This window comes from Micromonospora sp. DT233, assembly GCF_049841815.1.
Classification (GTDB): Bacteria; Actinomycetota; Actinomycetes; order Mycobacteriales; family Micromonosporaceae; genus Micromonospora.
The window spans coordinates 18,515-33,404 of record NZ_JBNCLB010000010.1 but is presented as its reverse complement, the minus strand read 5'-3'; the positions used below and the strand labels follow the sequence as shown (position 1 = coordinate 33,404).

Annotated in this window: 16 protein-coding genes and 5 tRNA genes; 8 read left to right on the top strand and 13 right to left on the bottom strand. The window is 74.5% G+C overall.

All coding sequences use genetic code 11. The features are described 5' to 3' along the window. Positions 1–4: 4 nt before the first annotated feature. The 4 genes from ACLQ2V_RS20590 to ACLQ2V_RS20575 form a co-directional block, all read right to left on the bottom strand. A tRNA-Val gene (locus ACLQ2V_RS20590) sits at positions 5–79 on the bottom strand. 68 nt (positions 80–147) lie between these two features. After that, positions 148–220, bottom strand: a tRNA-Gly gene (locus tag ACLQ2V_RS20585). A gap of 548 nt (positions 221–768) precedes the next feature. Further along, positions 769–1,383 (bottom strand): ABC transporter ATP-binding protein, encoded by a 615-nt coding sequence (locus ACLQ2V_RS20580; protein WP_425720160.1) that lies wholly within the window; start codon positions 1,381–1,383, stop codon positions 769–771. Positions 1,384–1,400: 17 nt separating this feature from the next. Continuing rightward, on the bottom strand, positions 1,401–1,562 hold the full coding sequence (locus ACLQ2V_RS20575) for a lasso RiPP family leader peptide-containing protein (RefSeq protein WP_425720159.1): 162 nt from the start codon (positions 1,560–1,562) through the stop codon (positions 1,401–1,403). A gap of 176 nt (positions 1,563–1,738) precedes the next feature. Between ACLQ2V_RS20575 and ACLQ2V_RS20570 the strand changes: the two genes are divergently transcribed. Next, positions 1,739–1,978, top strand: a complete 240-nt coding sequence (locus tag ACLQ2V_RS20570) for a DUF6458 family protein (protein ID WP_425720158.1) — start codon at positions 1,739–1,741, stop codon at positions 1,976–1,978. 245 nt (positions 1,979–2,223) lie between these two features. Here the strand turns inward: ACLQ2V_RS20570 and ACLQ2V_RS20565 are convergent, their stop codons facing one another. From ACLQ2V_RS20565 to ACLQ2V_RS20550, 4 genes are all read right to left on the bottom strand, one after another. Then, the gene (locus tag ACLQ2V_RS20565; protein ID WP_425720157.1) at positions 2,224–3,087 is read right to left on the bottom strand and encodes a hypothetical protein; all 864 of its coding nucleotides are present in this window, start codon (positions 3,085–3,087) and stop codon (positions 2,224–2,226) included. Positions 3,088–3,251: 164 nt separating this feature from the next. After that, positions 3,252–3,326: transfer RNA gene (locus tag ACLQ2V_RS20560), tRNA-Val, on the bottom strand. A 14-nt stretch (positions 3,327–3,340) separates the two neighbouring features. Continuing rightward, positions 3,341–3,411 (bottom strand) — tRNA-Cys (locus ACLQ2V_RS20555). 35 nt (positions 3,412–3,446) lie between these two features. Beyond that, positions 3,447–3,519, bottom strand: a tRNA-Gly gene (locus tag ACLQ2V_RS20550). 341 nt (positions 3,520–3,860) lie between these two features. Here ACLQ2V_RS20550 and ACLQ2V_RS20545 point away from each other — a divergent pair. Further along, on the top strand, positions 3,861–4,532 hold the full coding sequence (locus ACLQ2V_RS20545; RefSeq protein ID WP_425720156.1) for a TetR/AcrR family transcriptional regulator: 672 nt from the start codon (positions 3,861–3,863) through the stop codon (positions 4,530–4,532). Positions 4,533–4,564: 32 nt separating this feature from the next. Here ACLQ2V_RS20545 and ACLQ2V_RS20540 read toward each other — a convergent pair whose 3' ends face one another. Then, a complete protein-coding gene (locus ACLQ2V_RS20540; protein WP_425720155.1) occupies positions 4,565–5,749 on the bottom strand; it encodes an alkane 1-monooxygenase in 1,185 nt (394 codons plus the stop codon). A gap of 134 nt (positions 5,750–5,883) precedes the next feature. Between ACLQ2V_RS20540 and ACLQ2V_RS20535 the strand changes: the two genes are divergently transcribed. The 3 genes from ACLQ2V_RS20535 (at position 5,884) to ACLQ2V_RS20525 (ending at position 8,466) form a co-directional block, all read left to right on the top strand. Then, the gene (locus ACLQ2V_RS20535) at positions 5,884–6,561 is read left to right on the top strand and encodes a class I SAM-dependent methyltransferase (protein WP_425720154.1); all 678 of its coding nucleotides are present in this window, start codon (positions 5,884–5,886) and stop codon (positions 6,559–6,561) included. A 130-nt stretch (positions 6,562–6,691) separates the two neighbouring features. Further along, positions 6,692–7,639 (top strand): ATP-binding cassette domain-containing protein, encoded by a 948-nt coding sequence (locus ACLQ2V_RS20530; RefSeq protein WP_425720153.1) that lies wholly within the window; start codon positions 6,692–6,694, stop codon positions 7,637–7,639. Then, positions 7,636–8,466: an ABC transporter permease gene (locus tag ACLQ2V_RS20525; protein ID WP_425720152.1), complete on the top strand. Its 831-nt coding sequence runs from the start codon at positions 7,636–7,638 to the stop codon at positions 8,464–8,466. Before ACLQ2V_RS20530 ends, ACLQ2V_RS20525 begins: the two co-directional genes overlap by 4 nt. Positions 8,467–8,494: 28 nt before the next feature. Here the strand turns inward: ACLQ2V_RS20525 and ACLQ2V_RS20520 are convergent, their stop codons facing one another. From ACLQ2V_RS20520 to ACLQ2V_RS20505, 4 genes are all read right to left on the bottom strand, one after another. Then, positions 8,495–9,184, bottom strand: coding sequence for a response regulator (locus ACLQ2V_RS20520; protein WP_425720151.1), 690 nt, complete (start codon positions 9,182–9,184; stop codon positions 8,495–8,497). Continuing rightward, positions 9,181–10,776, bottom strand: a complete 1,596-nt coding sequence (locus ACLQ2V_RS20515) for a sensor histidine kinase (protein ID WP_425720150.1) — start codon at positions 10,774–10,776, stop codon at positions 9,181–9,183. The genes ACLQ2V_RS20520 and ACLQ2V_RS20515 overlap by 4 nt, the downstream gene beginning before the upstream one ends. 57 nt (positions 10,777–10,833) lie before the next feature. Beyond that, entirely contained in the window at positions 10,834–11,538 is a 705-nt protein-coding gene (bioD, locus tag ACLQ2V_RS20510) for a dethiobiotin synthase (protein WP_425720287.1), read from the bottom strand. Positions 11,539–11,644: 106 nt separating this feature from the next. Next, positions 11,645–12,781: an 8-amino-7-oxononanoate synthase gene (locus tag ACLQ2V_RS20505; protein WP_425720149.1), complete on the bottom strand. Its 1,137-nt coding sequence runs from the start codon at positions 12,779–12,781 to the stop codon at positions 11,645–11,647. Between the two features lie 189 nt (positions 12,782–12,970). Here ACLQ2V_RS20505 and bioB point away from each other — a divergent pair, with 189 nt between their 5' ends. From bioB to ACLQ2V_RS20490, 3 genes are read left to right on the top strand one after another with little or no spacing between them, the layout of a single operon-like run. Then, positions 12,971–13,966, top strand: a complete 996-nt coding sequence (bioB, locus tag ACLQ2V_RS20500; RefSeq protein WP_425720148.1) for a biotin synthase BioB — start codon at positions 12,971–12,973, stop codon at positions 13,964–13,966. Positions 13,967–13,973: 7 nt separating this feature from the next. Beyond that, positions 13,974–14,195, top strand: a complete 222-nt coding sequence (locus ACLQ2V_RS20495; protein WP_425720147.1) for a hypothetical protein — start codon at positions 13,974–13,976, stop codon at positions 14,193–14,195. A 3-nt stretch (positions 14,196–14,198) separates the two neighbouring features. Next, positions 14,199–14,705 carry a GNAT family N-acetyltransferase gene (locus tag ACLQ2V_RS20490; protein WP_425720146.1) on the top strand — a complete coding sequence of 169 codons (507 nt, stop codon included), beginning with the start codon at positions 14,199–14,201 and terminating at the stop codon, positions 14,703–14,705. The last annotated feature ends 185 nt before the right edge of the window (positions 14,706–14,890 follow it).

Genomic DNA, 14,890 nt, shown 5'->3' with positions numbered 1-14,890 from the left:
AAGGTGGTGGGCGATACTGGGTTTGAACCAGTGACCTCTTCCGTGTCAAGGAAGCGCGCTCCCACTGCGCCAATCGCCCGTGCGCGCCGGCCCGAGGCGGAGACCGCCGGGCCCGGCGATGGCCGACCCCCGAGGGGGTGGATCGCGAGCGGACGACGGGATTCGAACCCGCGACCCTCACCTTGGCAAGGTGATGCGCTACCAGCTGCGCTACGTCCGCGTGCCGCCGACGTTCGCCGGCGACGGATGAACTGTACCCGACGAGACGATCACCGGACGCACCACCCCGCCACCCCGCAGCCGGGCAGCGCCGGCAGGAAAGCGCCGGCCACCCGGCCGCCGACCGCCCGGCCGGGCGACGGACCGACGGGCCGGACGGGCCGGCCCGTCCGGCGCGCGACACGGGGTCCATCCGGACAAATGGCCGAAAGAATATGGACATTGCCCCATCCACGGATGCTATAGAGATATATAGCCAGATAGATGTTATCCGAGGGTTTGTCGTGTTCGGACGACATCGCGCGGCGCACCCGACGGTGCGGCGCCGACCACCGCCACAGCGACGTGGCGGACAGCGGTCGCCCCGCCCGTCCCCCGTATCCGAAGACCTTGAGCACCGGCCGTCGGGCACGCGCCCACGGCAGACGCTCAGCTAGGAGCATCCATGTCCTTGACGCACCGTCTCCGCCGGTCGGCCGCCCCTGCGGTCGGCCGGGACGGTCGCCGTGCCGGTCGGCCGGGTGCCGTCGCCGGCCGCGAGCTCGGCCGTCACCGCCGCACCGGCAGGGTCATGACCCGCCCGCACCGCCCCCGGTCCTCCCGCTGGTGGGACACCAGCACGCAGGCCAGCTCGGGACGCCGGTCGAGCGCCGCCCACAGCAGCCCCCGGGCCCGCTCGTCGAGTGAGCGGCCGGGCTCGTCGAGGAGCAGCGCCGCCGGGCCGCCGAGCAGGGCGCGGGCCACCGACACCCGGGCCCGCATCCCGGCGGAGCAGCGTTCCATCGGCCTTTCGGCGTACGGCCCGATCTCGAACTCCTCCTGCACCTGCCCGACGGCCCGCGCGGCGGCCCGCCCGCCCAGCCGCAGCCGGGCCACGAGCATCAGGTTGTCGTGCCCGGAGAGCTTGTTGTAGAGGCCCTGCTCCGGGCTGAGGCACGCCGCGAGCACCCGGCGGGCCTGCGCCGAACCGGCCGGGTGCCCGGCGACCGTGGCCTCGCCGCCGGTCAGCGACAGCGCCCCCGCCAGGCATCGCAGCAGCGTGGTCTTGCCGGAGCCGTTGCCCCCGGTGACGAGCAGACGGGTCCCCGCCGGCACGTCGAGATCGAGCCCGGTGAAGACCGGATCCCGACCGAAACAGCGGGAGGCGCTACGCAGGCGCAGCATCGGGCGGCGCGCGGCCGTCAGATGGAGGCGCCGCTGCCGCCGACGCCGTCACCGATGGGCAGCGTGCCGCCCTGGGTGAGCTCGGCGAGGGTGCCGAGTCGCTGGATCCGGGGCGCCTGGTAGTCCCGGCTCGCCGGAGTCCGCTCGGGCGCTTCACCGCTGACGCGAATTTCAGTCATTTAATGCTCTATGTCCCCTTAGACCGGTAGATTGCACATTACCCAACGCACGACTCATCGGGAAGAATCACTCCGAAACCGACCCGCAGTGCCGCAGGTGCCGATTACCCGGACCGGCGGCGGGGTACGTACCTCTCCCGACAGCGCACACCCGTTCCCCCATCAAGGAGGCTGTCGTGGGTATCGGTACGAGCATCTTTCTGATCGCGGCCGGCGCGATCCTCACGTTCGCGCTCGACGCCAGCGTCGGGGGTGTCGACCTCGACATCGTCGGCTGGATCCTGATGGTCGCCGGCGTGCTCGGCCTCGTCATGACCACCCTGATCTGGGGCCGCCGCCGCGAGGTCGTCACCACCGCCCAGCCGGTGGAGTACCGCCAGGTCGAGGAGCGCCGCGACGTCGCCCCGCCGCTGTAGCACCGAGCGCTGACGCGACCAACCGCCGCGACAGCGGCAGGGCGGTCGCGTCGTGCGTCCGGCAGGCGCGAGCGCAATGAGAGAGTCAGTACATGCGGATCGGGGTGCTCGGGCCATTCGAGGTACGGATGGAGGACGGCGGCCCGGTCGACCTGCCGGGCGCACGGCTGCGCGCGCTGCTGATCGCCCTCGCGCTCAGGCCGGGACGCACGGCCTCGAAGGCATCGCGGCGAAGGCCAGCGCCGTCAGCACCACGCCGGCCATGTTGCGGGTGATCTGGAGATGTTCAGCATCGCCAGGAACACCACGACCCGGAGCACCATCTCGTTGACGAACATCGCGCCGAGCGTGTAGTCCTCAAGGCCGTAACCCGGCCCGCTCAGGAACACGCCGCCCGCGTTCGACATCGACGCGGCCCGCGCCTGCCGGGCGGCGAAGTCCGGGTAGAGCGCGGCGGTCGCCGTCGTGTAGTAGGCACAGAACGCCAGCAGCGACACGATCGTCACCGCCAGCCTGGATCCCGCCGCGCTGCCGGAGGTGGTCAGCCCGTGGACGCCGGGAAGCTGCGCCAGGCCGTCGGGGGGCTGCGCGACCACCGCGCTGACGTTGGTGCGGGTCCGGTCCCGCAGCTCGGCGATCGAGCCGGACTCCACCGCTCGCCCGTTCCTGATGATGGTGACCGTGTCGCACACCTTCTCGACCTCGCTCAGGATGTGCGAGGAGAGCAGGACCGACTTCCCGGCGGCCTTGAGTCCCCGGACGTGGTCGGTGAAGACCGCCTCCATCAGCGGATCCAGCCCCGAGGTCGGCTCGTCGAAGATGTAGAGCTCGGTGTCGGCGAGGAACGCGGCGACCAGCGCGACCTTCTGCCGGTTGCCCTTCGGATAGGTCCGCGCCTTCTTCTTCGGGTCGAGATCGAAGCTCTGGAGCAACTCGGCCCTGCGGGCCCCCCACCCCGGCGTACGCCACGACGCTCCACGGTGCAGCCCGTTCGGGCCGAGGAAGCCGGCGATCTCGCCGGGGCGAACCGTCAGGTCGAGCCCGTCGAGCGCCTTGAAGGAACCGAAGGACTTGTGCAGGCCGATGATCTCGATCGGGTTCTCAGCCACGATAAGCCTGCCTGTTTCTCGTCATGGCTCCAGCACACGCACCGGCGCTGACACCGGCCTGTCACAGCCCTGACACGACGTCGCCGGACGCTGCTCGTCGGAGGCCACAAGCAGAACGACCCCTTACCGATGTCCGGTAAGGGGTCGTTCTGAAGTACATGTTCTGGTGGGCGATACTGGGTTTGAACCAGTGACCTCTTCCGTGTCAAGGAAGCGCGCTCCCACTGCGCCAATCGCCCTCGTCAACTTGCCGAGGTGGAGACGGGATTTGAACCCGTGTACACGGCTTTGCAGGCCGTTGCCTCGCCTCTCGGCCACTCCACCGAGCCTGCCCCCGACCGTGCGTGGCGGCATCTCCGAGCGGACGACGGGATTCGAACCCGCGACCCTCACCTTGGCAAGGTGATGCGCTACCAGCTGCGCTACGTCCGCTTGTCACCGGCGTTACCCGGTACGGATGAGAACTTTAGCCGAGCCTGCGAGCGGTTGCCAACTCGGGGCCCTCCGGCGCGCCGCCGCCCAGCCCTCGCCCCAAGCGGATCGTGGAAGATCTCGGCCCCCTGAAGGGCCGCTTGCTTCCGAGATCGCCGCGGGAGGCGGCGGGAGGCATGAGTGAGTGGGGTTGGGTGCGGTAGGGCGTCCTAGGAGCCTGGGTAAGATCGCCTGGGGTATGTCCGGCAAGAAGGAAACTTGTCCGCCTTCCGACGCTGTGGGCCCTAATCGGCCCTTGCCGTAACTGCTTGTGTACGGACCGATAGGTTACGGTAAGCAATGTGACGAGACGTGCCGCCGAAATCCGCCTGGATGCCCTGTTGCGCACGGCCTGTGACGTGATCGCGCAGCGGGGGCTGGCCAACACGCGTACCGCCGACGTGGCGCAGGCCGCCGGGGTCAGCCAGGCGCTGGTCTTCTACCACTTCGCCAGCAAGGAACGCCTCCTCTCCCAGGCCTTCGAATACGCGGTGGAGCAGGACCTGGCCCGGCTCGACGCCGTGCTCCGGTCGTCCGCCTCCCCCCTGGTCAAGCTCCGCCGGATGCTCAAGCTCTACGCCCCCACCGGCCGGTCGACGTCCTGGTCGATGTGGATCGACGGCTGGTCGGAGTCGCTGCGTACGCCCGAGTTGGAGAAGGTCTCCCGCCGGTTGGACCTGCGCTGGCGGGAGGACCTCGCCGCCGTGATCGCCGACGGGGTGCGCGAGGGCATCTTCGAGTGCCCGGATCCGGCCGGCGCGGCCTGGCGGATCAACGCCGTGATGGATGGCCTCGCCGTGCAGTTCGCGGTCCACGACCGGGTGATCTCCCGCCGCCAGATCGCCGAGTGGATCCGCCTGGTGGCGGCCCGCGAGCTGGGGCTGGACCCGGCCCAGCTCGACTGGTCCGCGCCCGCTCAGGGGCGTTCCCGCCGGGAGGCCCAGCCACAGCCACAGCCCGACGGCGTGGGCTGAGCGGACGGGCCACAGCCGGCCGCCCGGAGCTGTCAGCGGTGCGAGGCGCCGGCCGACCGGCCCAGGCGTTCGCGCAGCCGGGCCCGCGCCGGCGGATGGACGTTGGCCTGGGCCAGGTCGCCCCCGTAGTGGGCGATCACCCGGTGGTCCATGGCCCGCCGCCACACCGGCGGCACCAGGGCGGCGACGATCATGGTGGCGTAGCCGGCGGGGAGCTGCGGGGAGCTGTCGAAGCTGCGCAGCGTCTGGTACCGGCGCAGCGGGTTGGCGTGGTGGTCGCTGTGCCGCTGGAGCTGGAAGAGGAAGACGTTGGTGACCGTACGGTCGCTGTTCCAGCTGTGCCGGGGGTCGACCTTCTCGTACCGGCCGGCGGCGTTGCGCTGCCGGGCCAGCCCGTAGTGCTCCAGGTAGTTGACCACTTCCAGCAGGGAGAAGCCGCACACCGCCTGGAGCAGCAGGAAGGGCAGCACCGCCGGGCCGAACGCCACGGTCAGCACGCCGAAGAGGACGACGGTCATCGCCCAGGCGTTGAGCAGGTCGTTGCGGTGCGTCCACGGGCTGCGGCCCCGCAGCCGGAACCGGGCCGTCTCCAGCTTCCAGGCCGAGCGCAGGCTCCCCCACACGGTACGCGGCCAGAAGGCGTAGAAGCTCTCCCCGAGCCGGGAGCTGGCCGGGTCCGACGGGGTGGCGACCCGGACGTGGTGGCCCCGGTTGTGCTCGACATAGAAGTGCCCGTACCCGGTCGGGGCGAGGGCGATCTTGGAGAACCAGCGCTCCAGCCGCTCGCGCTTGTGGCCCAGCTCGTGGGCGGTGTTGATGGCGATGCCGTCGACGATGCCGAGGGTGACGACCAGCCCGGCCGCGCCGAGCAGGTCCAGCTCCCCCGAGACCCAGAGCGCGCAGCCGAGCACCAGGCCGGCGTACTGCACGGGCAGGTAGAGGTAGGTGAGCCAGCGGTAGTAGCCGTCCTTGGCGAGCTTGGGCACCACCTGCTCCGGCGGATTTTCCCGGCTGTCGCCGATGAGCAGGTCGACCACCGGGATCGCGCCGAAGACCGTCAGCGCGGGCAGCCACCAGGCCCACCCTCCCGCCCCGGACCGCCAGACCAGCCAGGCCATGAACGGCAGCCCCGGCACGAGCAGCGCCACCGGCCAGAACGGCTTGCGCGGATCACGCCAGGCGGTGGCCGACACCGCCGTCTCGACCTCTGCGGACATCGCCGACCTCCGATCCGTCGAGTATGTCCCGACTGTGGCACGGGTCACGCCGTTTTACAAGTGCTGATGTTTTGTAAAGGGCACCGGCCGGCCCCGCCCCGGCGACCCCCGCGCCGGGCGGGCAGAATCGGCGCGTGTCCGATCTCTCCGCGGCCTTCGTGAGGCTGCACGCGCGGCTCGCCCCGGTGGCCTTCGTCCCCGAGGTCCGGCTGCACCAGGCCGACGAGCCGATCGGGCTGTGGGAGCTCACCGAGGGCGAGTTCCGCAGTTCCCAGCCGCCGCCGTTCTGGGCGTTCGCCTGGGCCGGCGGGCAGGCGCTGGCCCGGTACGTCACCGACCACCGCGAGCTGGTCGCCGGCCGCCGGGTGCTCGACCTCGCCGCCGGCTCCGGGCTGGTCGCCATCGCCGCCGCCCGCGCGGGCGCGGCGGCCGTGCGCGCCGTCGAGGTCGACGAGCGCGCGGTGGCCGCGGTCGCCCTCAACGCCGACGCCAACGGGGTACGCGTCGACGCGGAACTCGGCGACGTCCTCGACGGCGACGCCGGGGACGCCGAGGTGGTGCTCGCCGGGGACGTCTTCTACAGCGAGGCGATGGCCCGCCGGGTGCTGCGCTTCCTGCTCCGGGCGGCCCGCGCCGACGCCCGGGTGCTGGTCGGCGACCCGGGGCGGGCGTTCCTGCCCCGCGAGCGGTTCCGCGAACTGGCCGCCTACGACGTGCCGGTGCCGGAGGCGCTGGAGAGCGTCCGGGTCAAGCGCACCGTCGTGTGGGAGCTGGACCCCGCCCCGCCGGGGGCGGCCACTGACCGGCGCTGACCGCCGGGGGCGGCCACTGACCGGCACTGACCGGCGCTGACCGGCGTACCGCCGGGCCTGACGAAGGTCAGGGGCGGTCGTCGCCCTTCGGCAGCGGCGGGCGGGCCGCCCGACTCCCTACCGTCAACCCATGATTACTTTACGTGGGTTGACGAAACGGTTCGGTCCGACGACCGCCGTCGACGACCTGACCGTCGACATCGTCCCCGGCCGGGTCACCGGCTTCCTCGGCCCGAACGGCGCGGGCAAGTCCACCACCATGCGGATGATCCTCGGCCTGGACCGGCCCACCGCCGGCCGCGCGCTGGTCGACGGGCGGGCGTACCGGGAACTGCGCCGCCCGCTGCACGCCGTCGGCGCGCTGCTGGACGCCGGCGCGGTCCACCCGGCCCGCTCCGGCCGCGCCCACCTGCTGGCCACGGCGCGCAGCAACGGCATCCCGGCCCGCCGGGTCGACGAGGTGCTCGCCCTGGTCGGCCTGGACGACCGGGCCGCCGCGAAGCCCGGCCGGACCCTCTCCCTCGGCATGGGTCAGCGGCTCGGCATCGCCGGGGCCCTGCTCGGCGATCCGCCGGTGCTGCTCTTCGACGAGCCGGTCAACGGCCTCGACCCGGACGGGGTGCGCTGGATCCGGCAGCTCACCCGCTCGCTCGCCGCGCAGGGCCGCACGGTGCTGGTCTCCAGCCACCTGATGAGCGAGATGCAGCAGACCGCCGACCACCTCGTGGTGATCGGCCGGGGCCGGCTCATCGCCGACGCGCCCACCGCCGCCGTGATCGCGCGGGGTTCCGCCGCCGCGTCCGTGCGGGTACGCGGCCCACAGCCGGCCGGGCTGACGGCGCTGGCCGGACGGTTGGCCGACGACGGAGGTGTCGTCGAGGCCGACGGGCCGCGCGGGCTGACCGTCACCGGGCTGACCGCCGAGCGCGTCGGCGACCTCGCGTACGAGCTGGGGGTGGCCCTGCACGAGCTGACCCCGGTGGCCGCGTCGCTGGAGCAGGCGTTCATGGCCCTCACCGACGACAGCGTCGAGTACGCCTCCCGCTACCCCACCGCCGCCCGGAACGAGGCCCGATGAACGCCCTGCCCGCCACCGCGCCCCACCCCGCCCCGGCCGCCGAGCCGCCGTCCGCCCCGTCGTCCGGCCCGCTCGCCGGGGCCGTCGCCGCCGAGTGGACCAAGTTGTGGTCGGTCCGGTCCACCTGGTGGACGATGCTCTCGGCGGCGCTGCTGACGGCCGCCAGCGCCGGCCAGCTCGCCATCTACGTGGCCAACGACAACACCAACGACGACCCGGCCGACGACCCGGGCATCGTCACCGTCGGCAGCATCGTGATCGATTCCTTGGAGCTGACCCAGTACGCCGTGTTGGCCCTCGGCCTGCTCGCGATCACCGCCGAGTTCAGCACCGGAACGCTGCGCACCACGCTGCGCTGCACGCCGTCGCGGGGTCGCGTACTGCTGACGAAGGCCGCGGTGACCGCGACGGTGACCTTCGTGCTGGGGCTGCTGCTCGGCGGCGTGGCCGCGCTGGTCGCCACCCCGGTGCTCGGGCGGTGGGGCGACGCGCCGCTCGGCGGGACGATCCGCGACGTCGCGGCGTCCGCCGCCTACCTGGCCCTGGTCGGGGTGCTGGCGTTGGGCCTCGGCGCGGTGCTGCGCAGCCCGGTGCTGACGCTGATCGTCCTGCTCGCGGTGTTGATGATCGTGCCGCTGTCGCTGCAGGAGGCGGACATCACCGTGCTGACCCGGATCGCCGACGGGTTCCCCGGGGTCGCCGGTGGTCACTTCCTGGCCGGGGACGCCGATCCGTACCCGCCGGTGGTGGGGCTGCTGCTGCTCGCCGGCTGGGCCGCCGCCGCGCTGGCCGCCGGCCGGGCCGCCCTCCGGCGGCGCGACGCCTGACCGAACGCGGACGCCGCGGCGCAACGGGCTACGGGTCGACCAGGCCGGCCTCGTGGGCGATGATCGCCGCCTGCACCCGGTTGCGCACCTCCAGACGGGTGAAGATGCTGGTCAGGTAGGCCTTCACGGTCCCCTCGACCAGGTGCAGGCGGCGGGCGATCTCGGCGTTGGACAGGCCCGCTCCGACCAGGGTCAGCACCTCCCGCTCCCGGTCGGTCAGCCCGGCCGTGCGCTCCCGGGCCGCCGGCCGCCGCGCCAACCGGGCGCTGTTCAGCGCGATCACCCGGCGGGCGATCCGTGGCGACAGGTACGCCCCGCCGGCGGCCACCGCCCGCACCCCGGCGATCAGCTCCCGGGGATCGCCCGCCTTGAGCAGGAAGCCGCTCGCGCCGTCGCCGAGCGCCCGAGCCACATGGTCGTCCTCCCCGAACGTGGTGAGCATGACCGTGGCCGTGCCCGGCACCAGCCGATGGATCTCGGCGGCGGCGGCGAGGCCGTCGAGGCGGGGCATCCGGATGTCCAGCAGCGCCACGTCCGGCCGGTGCGCCCGGACCAGCTCCACGGCCGCTGCCCCGTCGCCGGCCTCGCCGACCACCTCGATGCCGGGGTCCACCGCGAGGATCGCCCGCACCCCGGCCCGGATCATCGCCTCGTCGTCGGCCAGCACCACCCGGACCGGGCGGGCTGCCTGCGTCGCGTCGTCCCAAGGGGCCGTCATTCGTCGATCCGCTCCTTGCTGGCCAGTCGCCCGTCGGTGAAGCAGAGCCGCCAGGTGGCCCGCGCGAACGGGAAGTTGCCGTCGGTGTAGTACTCGCAGCCGGGACGCGCCCCGGCCGGCGGCTCCGCCTGACGACGGGGCAGGCCGGTCAGCTCCTGCCGCGCCGCGCCCACCGGCAGCCGGTCGAACGTCACGGCGTCGAGGACCGCGCCCGCCGTGGCGAACGGGTGGTAGACCAGGGTCAGCACCAGCCCGAGGAGCACCGGGGCGCCGAGCGCCGCGACCAGGCTGCGCCGCACCCGGCGACGGGCCTCGCGCAGCCGCCGCTCCGCCTCCACCGGCCGCGCCGGAGCGCTGAGCGCCGGGTGGGGCTGCGCCGGTGCGACGTCGAGCGGCGGGGTGGGCGCGAGTGGGAGGCTGGCCCGTACGGCGAAGCCGCCGGTCGCCCCGGGGCCGGCGGTCAGCGTGCCGCCGGCCAGGCGTACCCGCTCCCGCAGGGCCAGCAGCCCCGAGCCGCTGGACGGCGGAGCCGGCAGCGGGCCGGCCGGCGGCGCGGCGTTGACCACGCCGACCTCGACCTGGTCGGCCAGTCGGGCCAGGACGACGGTGACCTGCGCGCCGGGGGCGTACCGGGCGGCGTTGGTCAGCGCCTCCCGGACCACCCGGTGCGCCGCGTGTCCGGCCATCATGGGCAGGTCGAACGGGTCGCCGTCCAGGCGCACCGCCATCCCGGCCTCCCGGGCCCGGTCGATCAGCTCCGCGACGCTCTCCCCGGCCGGGCGGGTGGACGCCGCGCCGCCGCTCTCCTCCCGAAGCACCCCGATGATCTCGTGCAGCCGTTGGGTGGCCCCGGCGACGCTGGCGCGCAGCTCCCCGGCCGCCGTCCGGTGCCGGGCCGGCAGGTCGTCGGCCAGTTCGAGGGCGGCGGCCCGCAGCGCGATCAGACTCAGCTCGTGGCCGAGGGAGTCGTGCATCTCCTGGGCGATCCGGGACCGTTCCCGCAGCCGTACCCGCTCGGCCTCGCCGCGGCGCTCCCGGGCCGCCGCCTCGGCGTGCCGCTCGCCGGCCACCACCAGCTCCCGCTGCTGCCGCCGGTACCGGCCGACCAGCCAGGGGGCCACCCCCGCGAAGATCAGCACCGAGGCCAACAGGAACCAGGTGGCGAAGCCGGCACCGAGCAGTCCCACGTTCAGGGCCGTCCCCCCGGCGGCGACCGCCCCGAACACCACCGCGGCGGAGACCGTCCCGGGACTGCGCCGTCCGGTCAGGTAGCTGAAGACCGGGATGGCGAAGACGAAGTTGCCGTCTAACAGGGTCGCGAGCACGACCAGCACCAGCGCGGCGAGCGGCCGACGGTGGCTCAGCCGGACGACGACGGCGAGCAGCAGCAGGGCACCGAGCCCGAACGGGACGGTGCGCCCGTCGTACGGCGGCGTGAACCACGGGTACCCGACCGGCGCCGCGACCACCGCCCAGAGCAGCCCGTCGCGCAGCAGCCCGGTCTGCCGCAGTCCGGTCTGCCGCAGTCCGGCCCGCGCCGCCGCCCCGCGCCGGCCTGCGGCGCGCCGCCGGTCCCCTCGCCCGCACCGCACGTCGGCCAGGCTACCGAGCAGGGTCAGGGCCGGGCACCGACGAAAGTCAGGTGTTCATCAGGCGCTGTCCTCGGCCCAGGTCCGCCAGTCGTCGAGCACCCCGTACAACGCCGGGGTGAGCCAGCCCGGGGCGGAGCGGCGGAACACCCCCGGGTCCATCGCCCCGGCGTCCGCCGGGAGGACGCCGAAGAGGTGGGGCACCAGCTCGGTGAGGTTCGCCCAGTGCACCAGCTCCGGGGTCGCCGGCCAGGCGCCGATCACCACGCCGGCGGGCACCGCCCGCCGCTCGAGGGCCTCCAGGGTCAGCGCGGTGTGGTTCAGGGTGCCCAGCCCGGCGCGGGCCACCACCACGGCGGGGGCACCCAGCGCCACCGCCAGGTCGGCCAGCGTCCAGGGCTCACCCGAGGGCCGCAGCCCCATCGGTACGAGCAGCCCGCCGGCCCCCTCGACCAGCACCAGGTCGTGCTTGTCGGCCTCCTCGCGGATGGCGTCGACGGCCGCGTAGAGCTCCAGCGGCTCCAGCTGCGCCACCCGGGCAGCGGCCAGCGGGGCCAGCGGGTCCGGGTAGCTGGCCAGGGTCCGCCCGGTGAGCGGGGCGGCCAGCCGGGTCACGGTGTCGACGTCGCCCGGCTCCCCGGTGGCGGTGCCGGTCTGGCCGGGCTTGATCACGGCGACCCGCAGGCCGTCGGCCTGCGCGGCGGCCGTCACCGCCGCGGTCACCACCGTCTTGCCGACCTCGGTGTCGGTGCCGGTGATCAGCACCGGCCCGGTCCACGCCCCGCTCACGACGTCACCCCCGCCCGTTCCCGCCGTAACCGCCCGCCCCGCCCGGCCACGGGGCGCGTGTCGAACCGCCCGCCCCGCCCGGTCACGGGGCGCAGGCCACGATCACGTCGAGGGCCCGCTCGAAGTCCGCCCGGGGCACCCCGGCGCTGAGCGTCAGCCGCAGCCGGGACCGGCGGTCCGGGGTGGACGGCGGGCGGAAGCAGCCCACGGCCACCCCCCGCGCGGCGCAGGCGGCGGCCCAGGCGGTCGCCGCCTCCGGGCCGGGGGCGGTCACCGAGACCACGGCGGCGTCCGGCGCGGCCACGGTCAGCCCGGCGGCGCGCAGCCGGCGTACGGCAGCCCCGGCCCGGTCGGCCAGCTCCGCGCGCAGGTCGTCGCCGGCGCGGGCCAGGCCCAGCGCGACCCGCACCCCGGCGGCGACGGCCGGCGGCAGGGCGGTGTCGAAGATGAAGGTCCGGCCGGTCTCCGTCAGCTCCCGGACGAACTCGGCCGGGCCGGCGACCACGCCGCCCGCGCCGCCCAGCGCCTTGGAGAGGGTGGCGGTGACCACCACGTCCGGCTCGCCGGCCAGCCCGGCGGCGGCCACCCCGCCCGCGCCGGCCGGGCCGAGCACGCCGAGGGCGTGCGCGTCGTCGACCAGCAGCAGCGCGCCGTGCCGGCGGGCCACCGCGTGCAACTCGGCGAGCGGGGCGAGGTCGCCGTCGACGGAGAAGACCGACTCGGTGATCACCACGGCGGGCCGCCCGGGGGCGGCGGCCAGCGCGCCCGCCACCGCCGCCGGGTCGGCGTGCGGGACGACGACGGTCTCCGCGCGGGAGATCCGGCAGCCGTCGATCAGCGAGGCGTGGTTGTGCGCGTCGGAGACGAGCAGGGTGCCCGGGCCGACCAGCGCCCGGACCGCGCCGACGTTGGCCAGGTACCCGGAGGAGAAGACCAGGCCGGCGTCGACGCCCAGCCAGTCGGCGAGGGCGGCCTCCAGCCCGTGGTGGGCGTCGGTGGAGCCGCGCACCAGCCGGGAGCCGGTCGCGCCCAGCCCGTACGCCGCCAGGGCCCGCCCGGCCGCGGCGGTGACCTCGGGGTGGGTGGCCAGGCCGAGGTAGTCGTTGCCGGCGAGGTCGACCACGGCGTCGCCGGCGGCCCGGGGGCGCAGCCGACGGGTCAGCCCGGCCTGGGCCCGCAGCTCGGCGCGGTGGCGCAGCTCGGCCAACCAGTCCGCCACGACACCCCCCAGCTTCGCCGATGCCGGCCGTCCGCACGGCCCCTCCCGCCGGGCGAAGTTACCACCCGCAGGCCCCGACGCGGCGTGGCGCGGGCCGGCCACGCGGCCCCCGGGCGGGGCTGCCGTGACGCTCACCGGCGGTGTTCGGTCACCTTTGCCGGGTCGGACCGGCCTTGTAGGGTACGAGCCATGCCAGAGATCCTCGACCAGGCCCGGACCCAGGTGCTGGACAACGGCGTCGGCCTCGACGAGGCCGGCGTCCTCGCCGTGCTGAGCCTGCCCGACGAGCACCTGCCCGCCGCCCTCCAGCTCGCCCACGAGGTGCGGATGCGCTGGTGCGGCCCGGAGGTCGAGGTCGAGGGCATCGTCTCGCTGAAGACCGGCGGCTGCCCGGAGGACTGCCACTTCTGCTCGCAGTCCGGGCTCTTCACCTCCCCGGTCCGCTCCGTCTGGCTGGACATCCCGTCGCTGGTGGAGGCGGCCAAGCAGACCGCGAAGACCGGGGCGACCGAGTTCTGCATCGTCGCGGCGGTGCGCGGTCCCGACGCCCGCCTGATGAAGCAGCTGCGCGAGGGCGTCGCCGCGATCAAGGCGGAGGTCGACATCCAGGTCGCCGCGTCGCTGGGCATGCTCAGCCAGGAGCAGGTCGACGAGCTGGTCGACATGGGTGTGCACCGCTACAACCACAACCTGGAGACCTGCCGCTCCTACTTCCCGAACGTGGTCACCACCCACTCCTGGGAGGAGCGCTGGGAGACGCTGCGGATGGTCCGCGAGTCCGGCATGGAGGTCTGCTGCGGCGGCATCCTCGGCCTCGGCGAGACCGTCGAGCAGCGCGCCGAGTTCGCCGCGCAGCTCGCCGAGCTGGACCCGCACGAGGTGCCGCTGAACTTCCTGAACCCGCGTCCGGGCACCCCGCTCGGCGACCGCCCGGTGGTCGAGGGCAAGGACGCGCTGCGGGCCATCGCCGCGTTCCGGCTGGCCATGCCGCGCACCATCCTCCGGTACGCGGGCGGGCGGGAGATCACCCTCGGTGACCTGGGGACCCGCGAGGGCCTGCTCGGCGGGGTCAACGCGGTCATCGTCGGCAACTACCTGACCACGCTGGGGCGGCCGGCGACGGCCGACCTCGACCTGCTGGAAGACCTGAAGATGCCGGTGAAGGCGCTCTCGGCGACCCTGTGAGGCGACGGTGACCGAACTCTGCCCCGCCGCGGCCCTCCCCGGGGCGGCGGTGCGCTGGTGCGACAGGTGCGGCGAGTCGGTGGCGGCCGGGCCGCACCCGGCGTGCGAGGCCGCCCGGGACTGGGAGCCGCCGCGCTGGTGCGCGTCCTGCCGGCGGCGGATGAAGGTGCAGGTCGTACCGACCGGCTGGTCGGCGCTCTGCGTCGAGCACGGCGAGCGGCGGGGCTGAGGCGTGCTGCGGGGACGGGCGGTCACGCTGCGGCCGGCGACCGACGCCGACGTGCCCGCCCTCGCCGCGATCCGGGCCACCCCGGACGTACGCCGGTGGTGGCGCGGCGGGGACGACCTGGCCGGATCGGTCCACGCCGACCTGGCCGACGACGCGCTGACGGTCTACGTCGTCGAGCACGCCGGCAGGCTGGTCGGCGCGATCCAGTGGTACGCGGAGACCGACCCGGACTACCGCCACGCCAGCCTGGACGTCTTCCTCGACCCGGGGGTGCGCGGCGACGGGCTGGGCGGGGACGCGATCCGCACCCTGATCCGGCACCTGATCGACGAGCACGGCCACCGACGGTTCACCGTCGACCCGGCGGCGGCGAACACGGCGGCGATCCGCGCGTACGCGAAGGTGGGGTTCCGGCCGGTGGGCATCATGCGCCACTACGAGCGTGGGGCGGACGGGCGCTGGCACGACGCCCTCCTCATGGATCTGCTCGCCGAGGACCTCGCCGGCTGAGCCAGCCGCTGCGGGCCAGGGTGCCCGTCGCGCAGACGGCGGGGCGTCCCGCCGGTCGGCGCGGGCGACGCCGGCCGTCCGGCGCGGCTGCCAGCGGTAGCCGATGCCCCGTTCGGGCAACCGACGTCCACCCGGGTCGGGGGGCGGCCCCGGCCGCGGCGGCGGCCGCCCCCGCGGCGGAGGCG

Coding starts and splice junctions, on each gene's coding strand:
- ACLQ2V_RS20580 (WP_425720160.1), bottom strand. CDS start 1,383: ATGCTGCGCCTGCGTAGCGCCTCCCGCTGTTTCGGTCGGGATCCGGTC.
- ACLQ2V_RS20575 (WP_425720159.1), bottom strand. CDS start 1,562: ATGACTGAAATTCGCGTCAGCGGTGAAGCGCCCGAGCGGACTCCGGCG.
- ACLQ2V_RS20540 (WP_425720155.1), bottom strand. CDS start 5,749: ATGTCCGCAGAGGTCGAGACGGCGGTGTCGGCCACCGCCTGGCGTGAT.
- ACLQ2V_RS20530 (WP_425720153.1), top strand. CDS start 6,692: ATGATTACTTTACGTGGGTTGACGAAACGGTTCGGTCCGACGACCGCC.
- ACLQ2V_RS20525 (WP_425720152.1), top strand. CDS start 7,636: ATGAACGCCCTGCCCGCCACCGCGCCCCACCCCGCCCCGGCCGCCGAG.
- ACLQ2V_RS20520 (WP_425720151.1), bottom strand. CDS start 9,184: ATGACGGCCCCTTGGGACGACGCGACGCAGGCAGCCCGCCCGGTCCGG.
- bioB (WP_425720148.1), top strand. CDS start 12,971: ATGCCAGAGATCCTCGACCAGGCCCGGACCCAGGTGCTGGACAACGGC.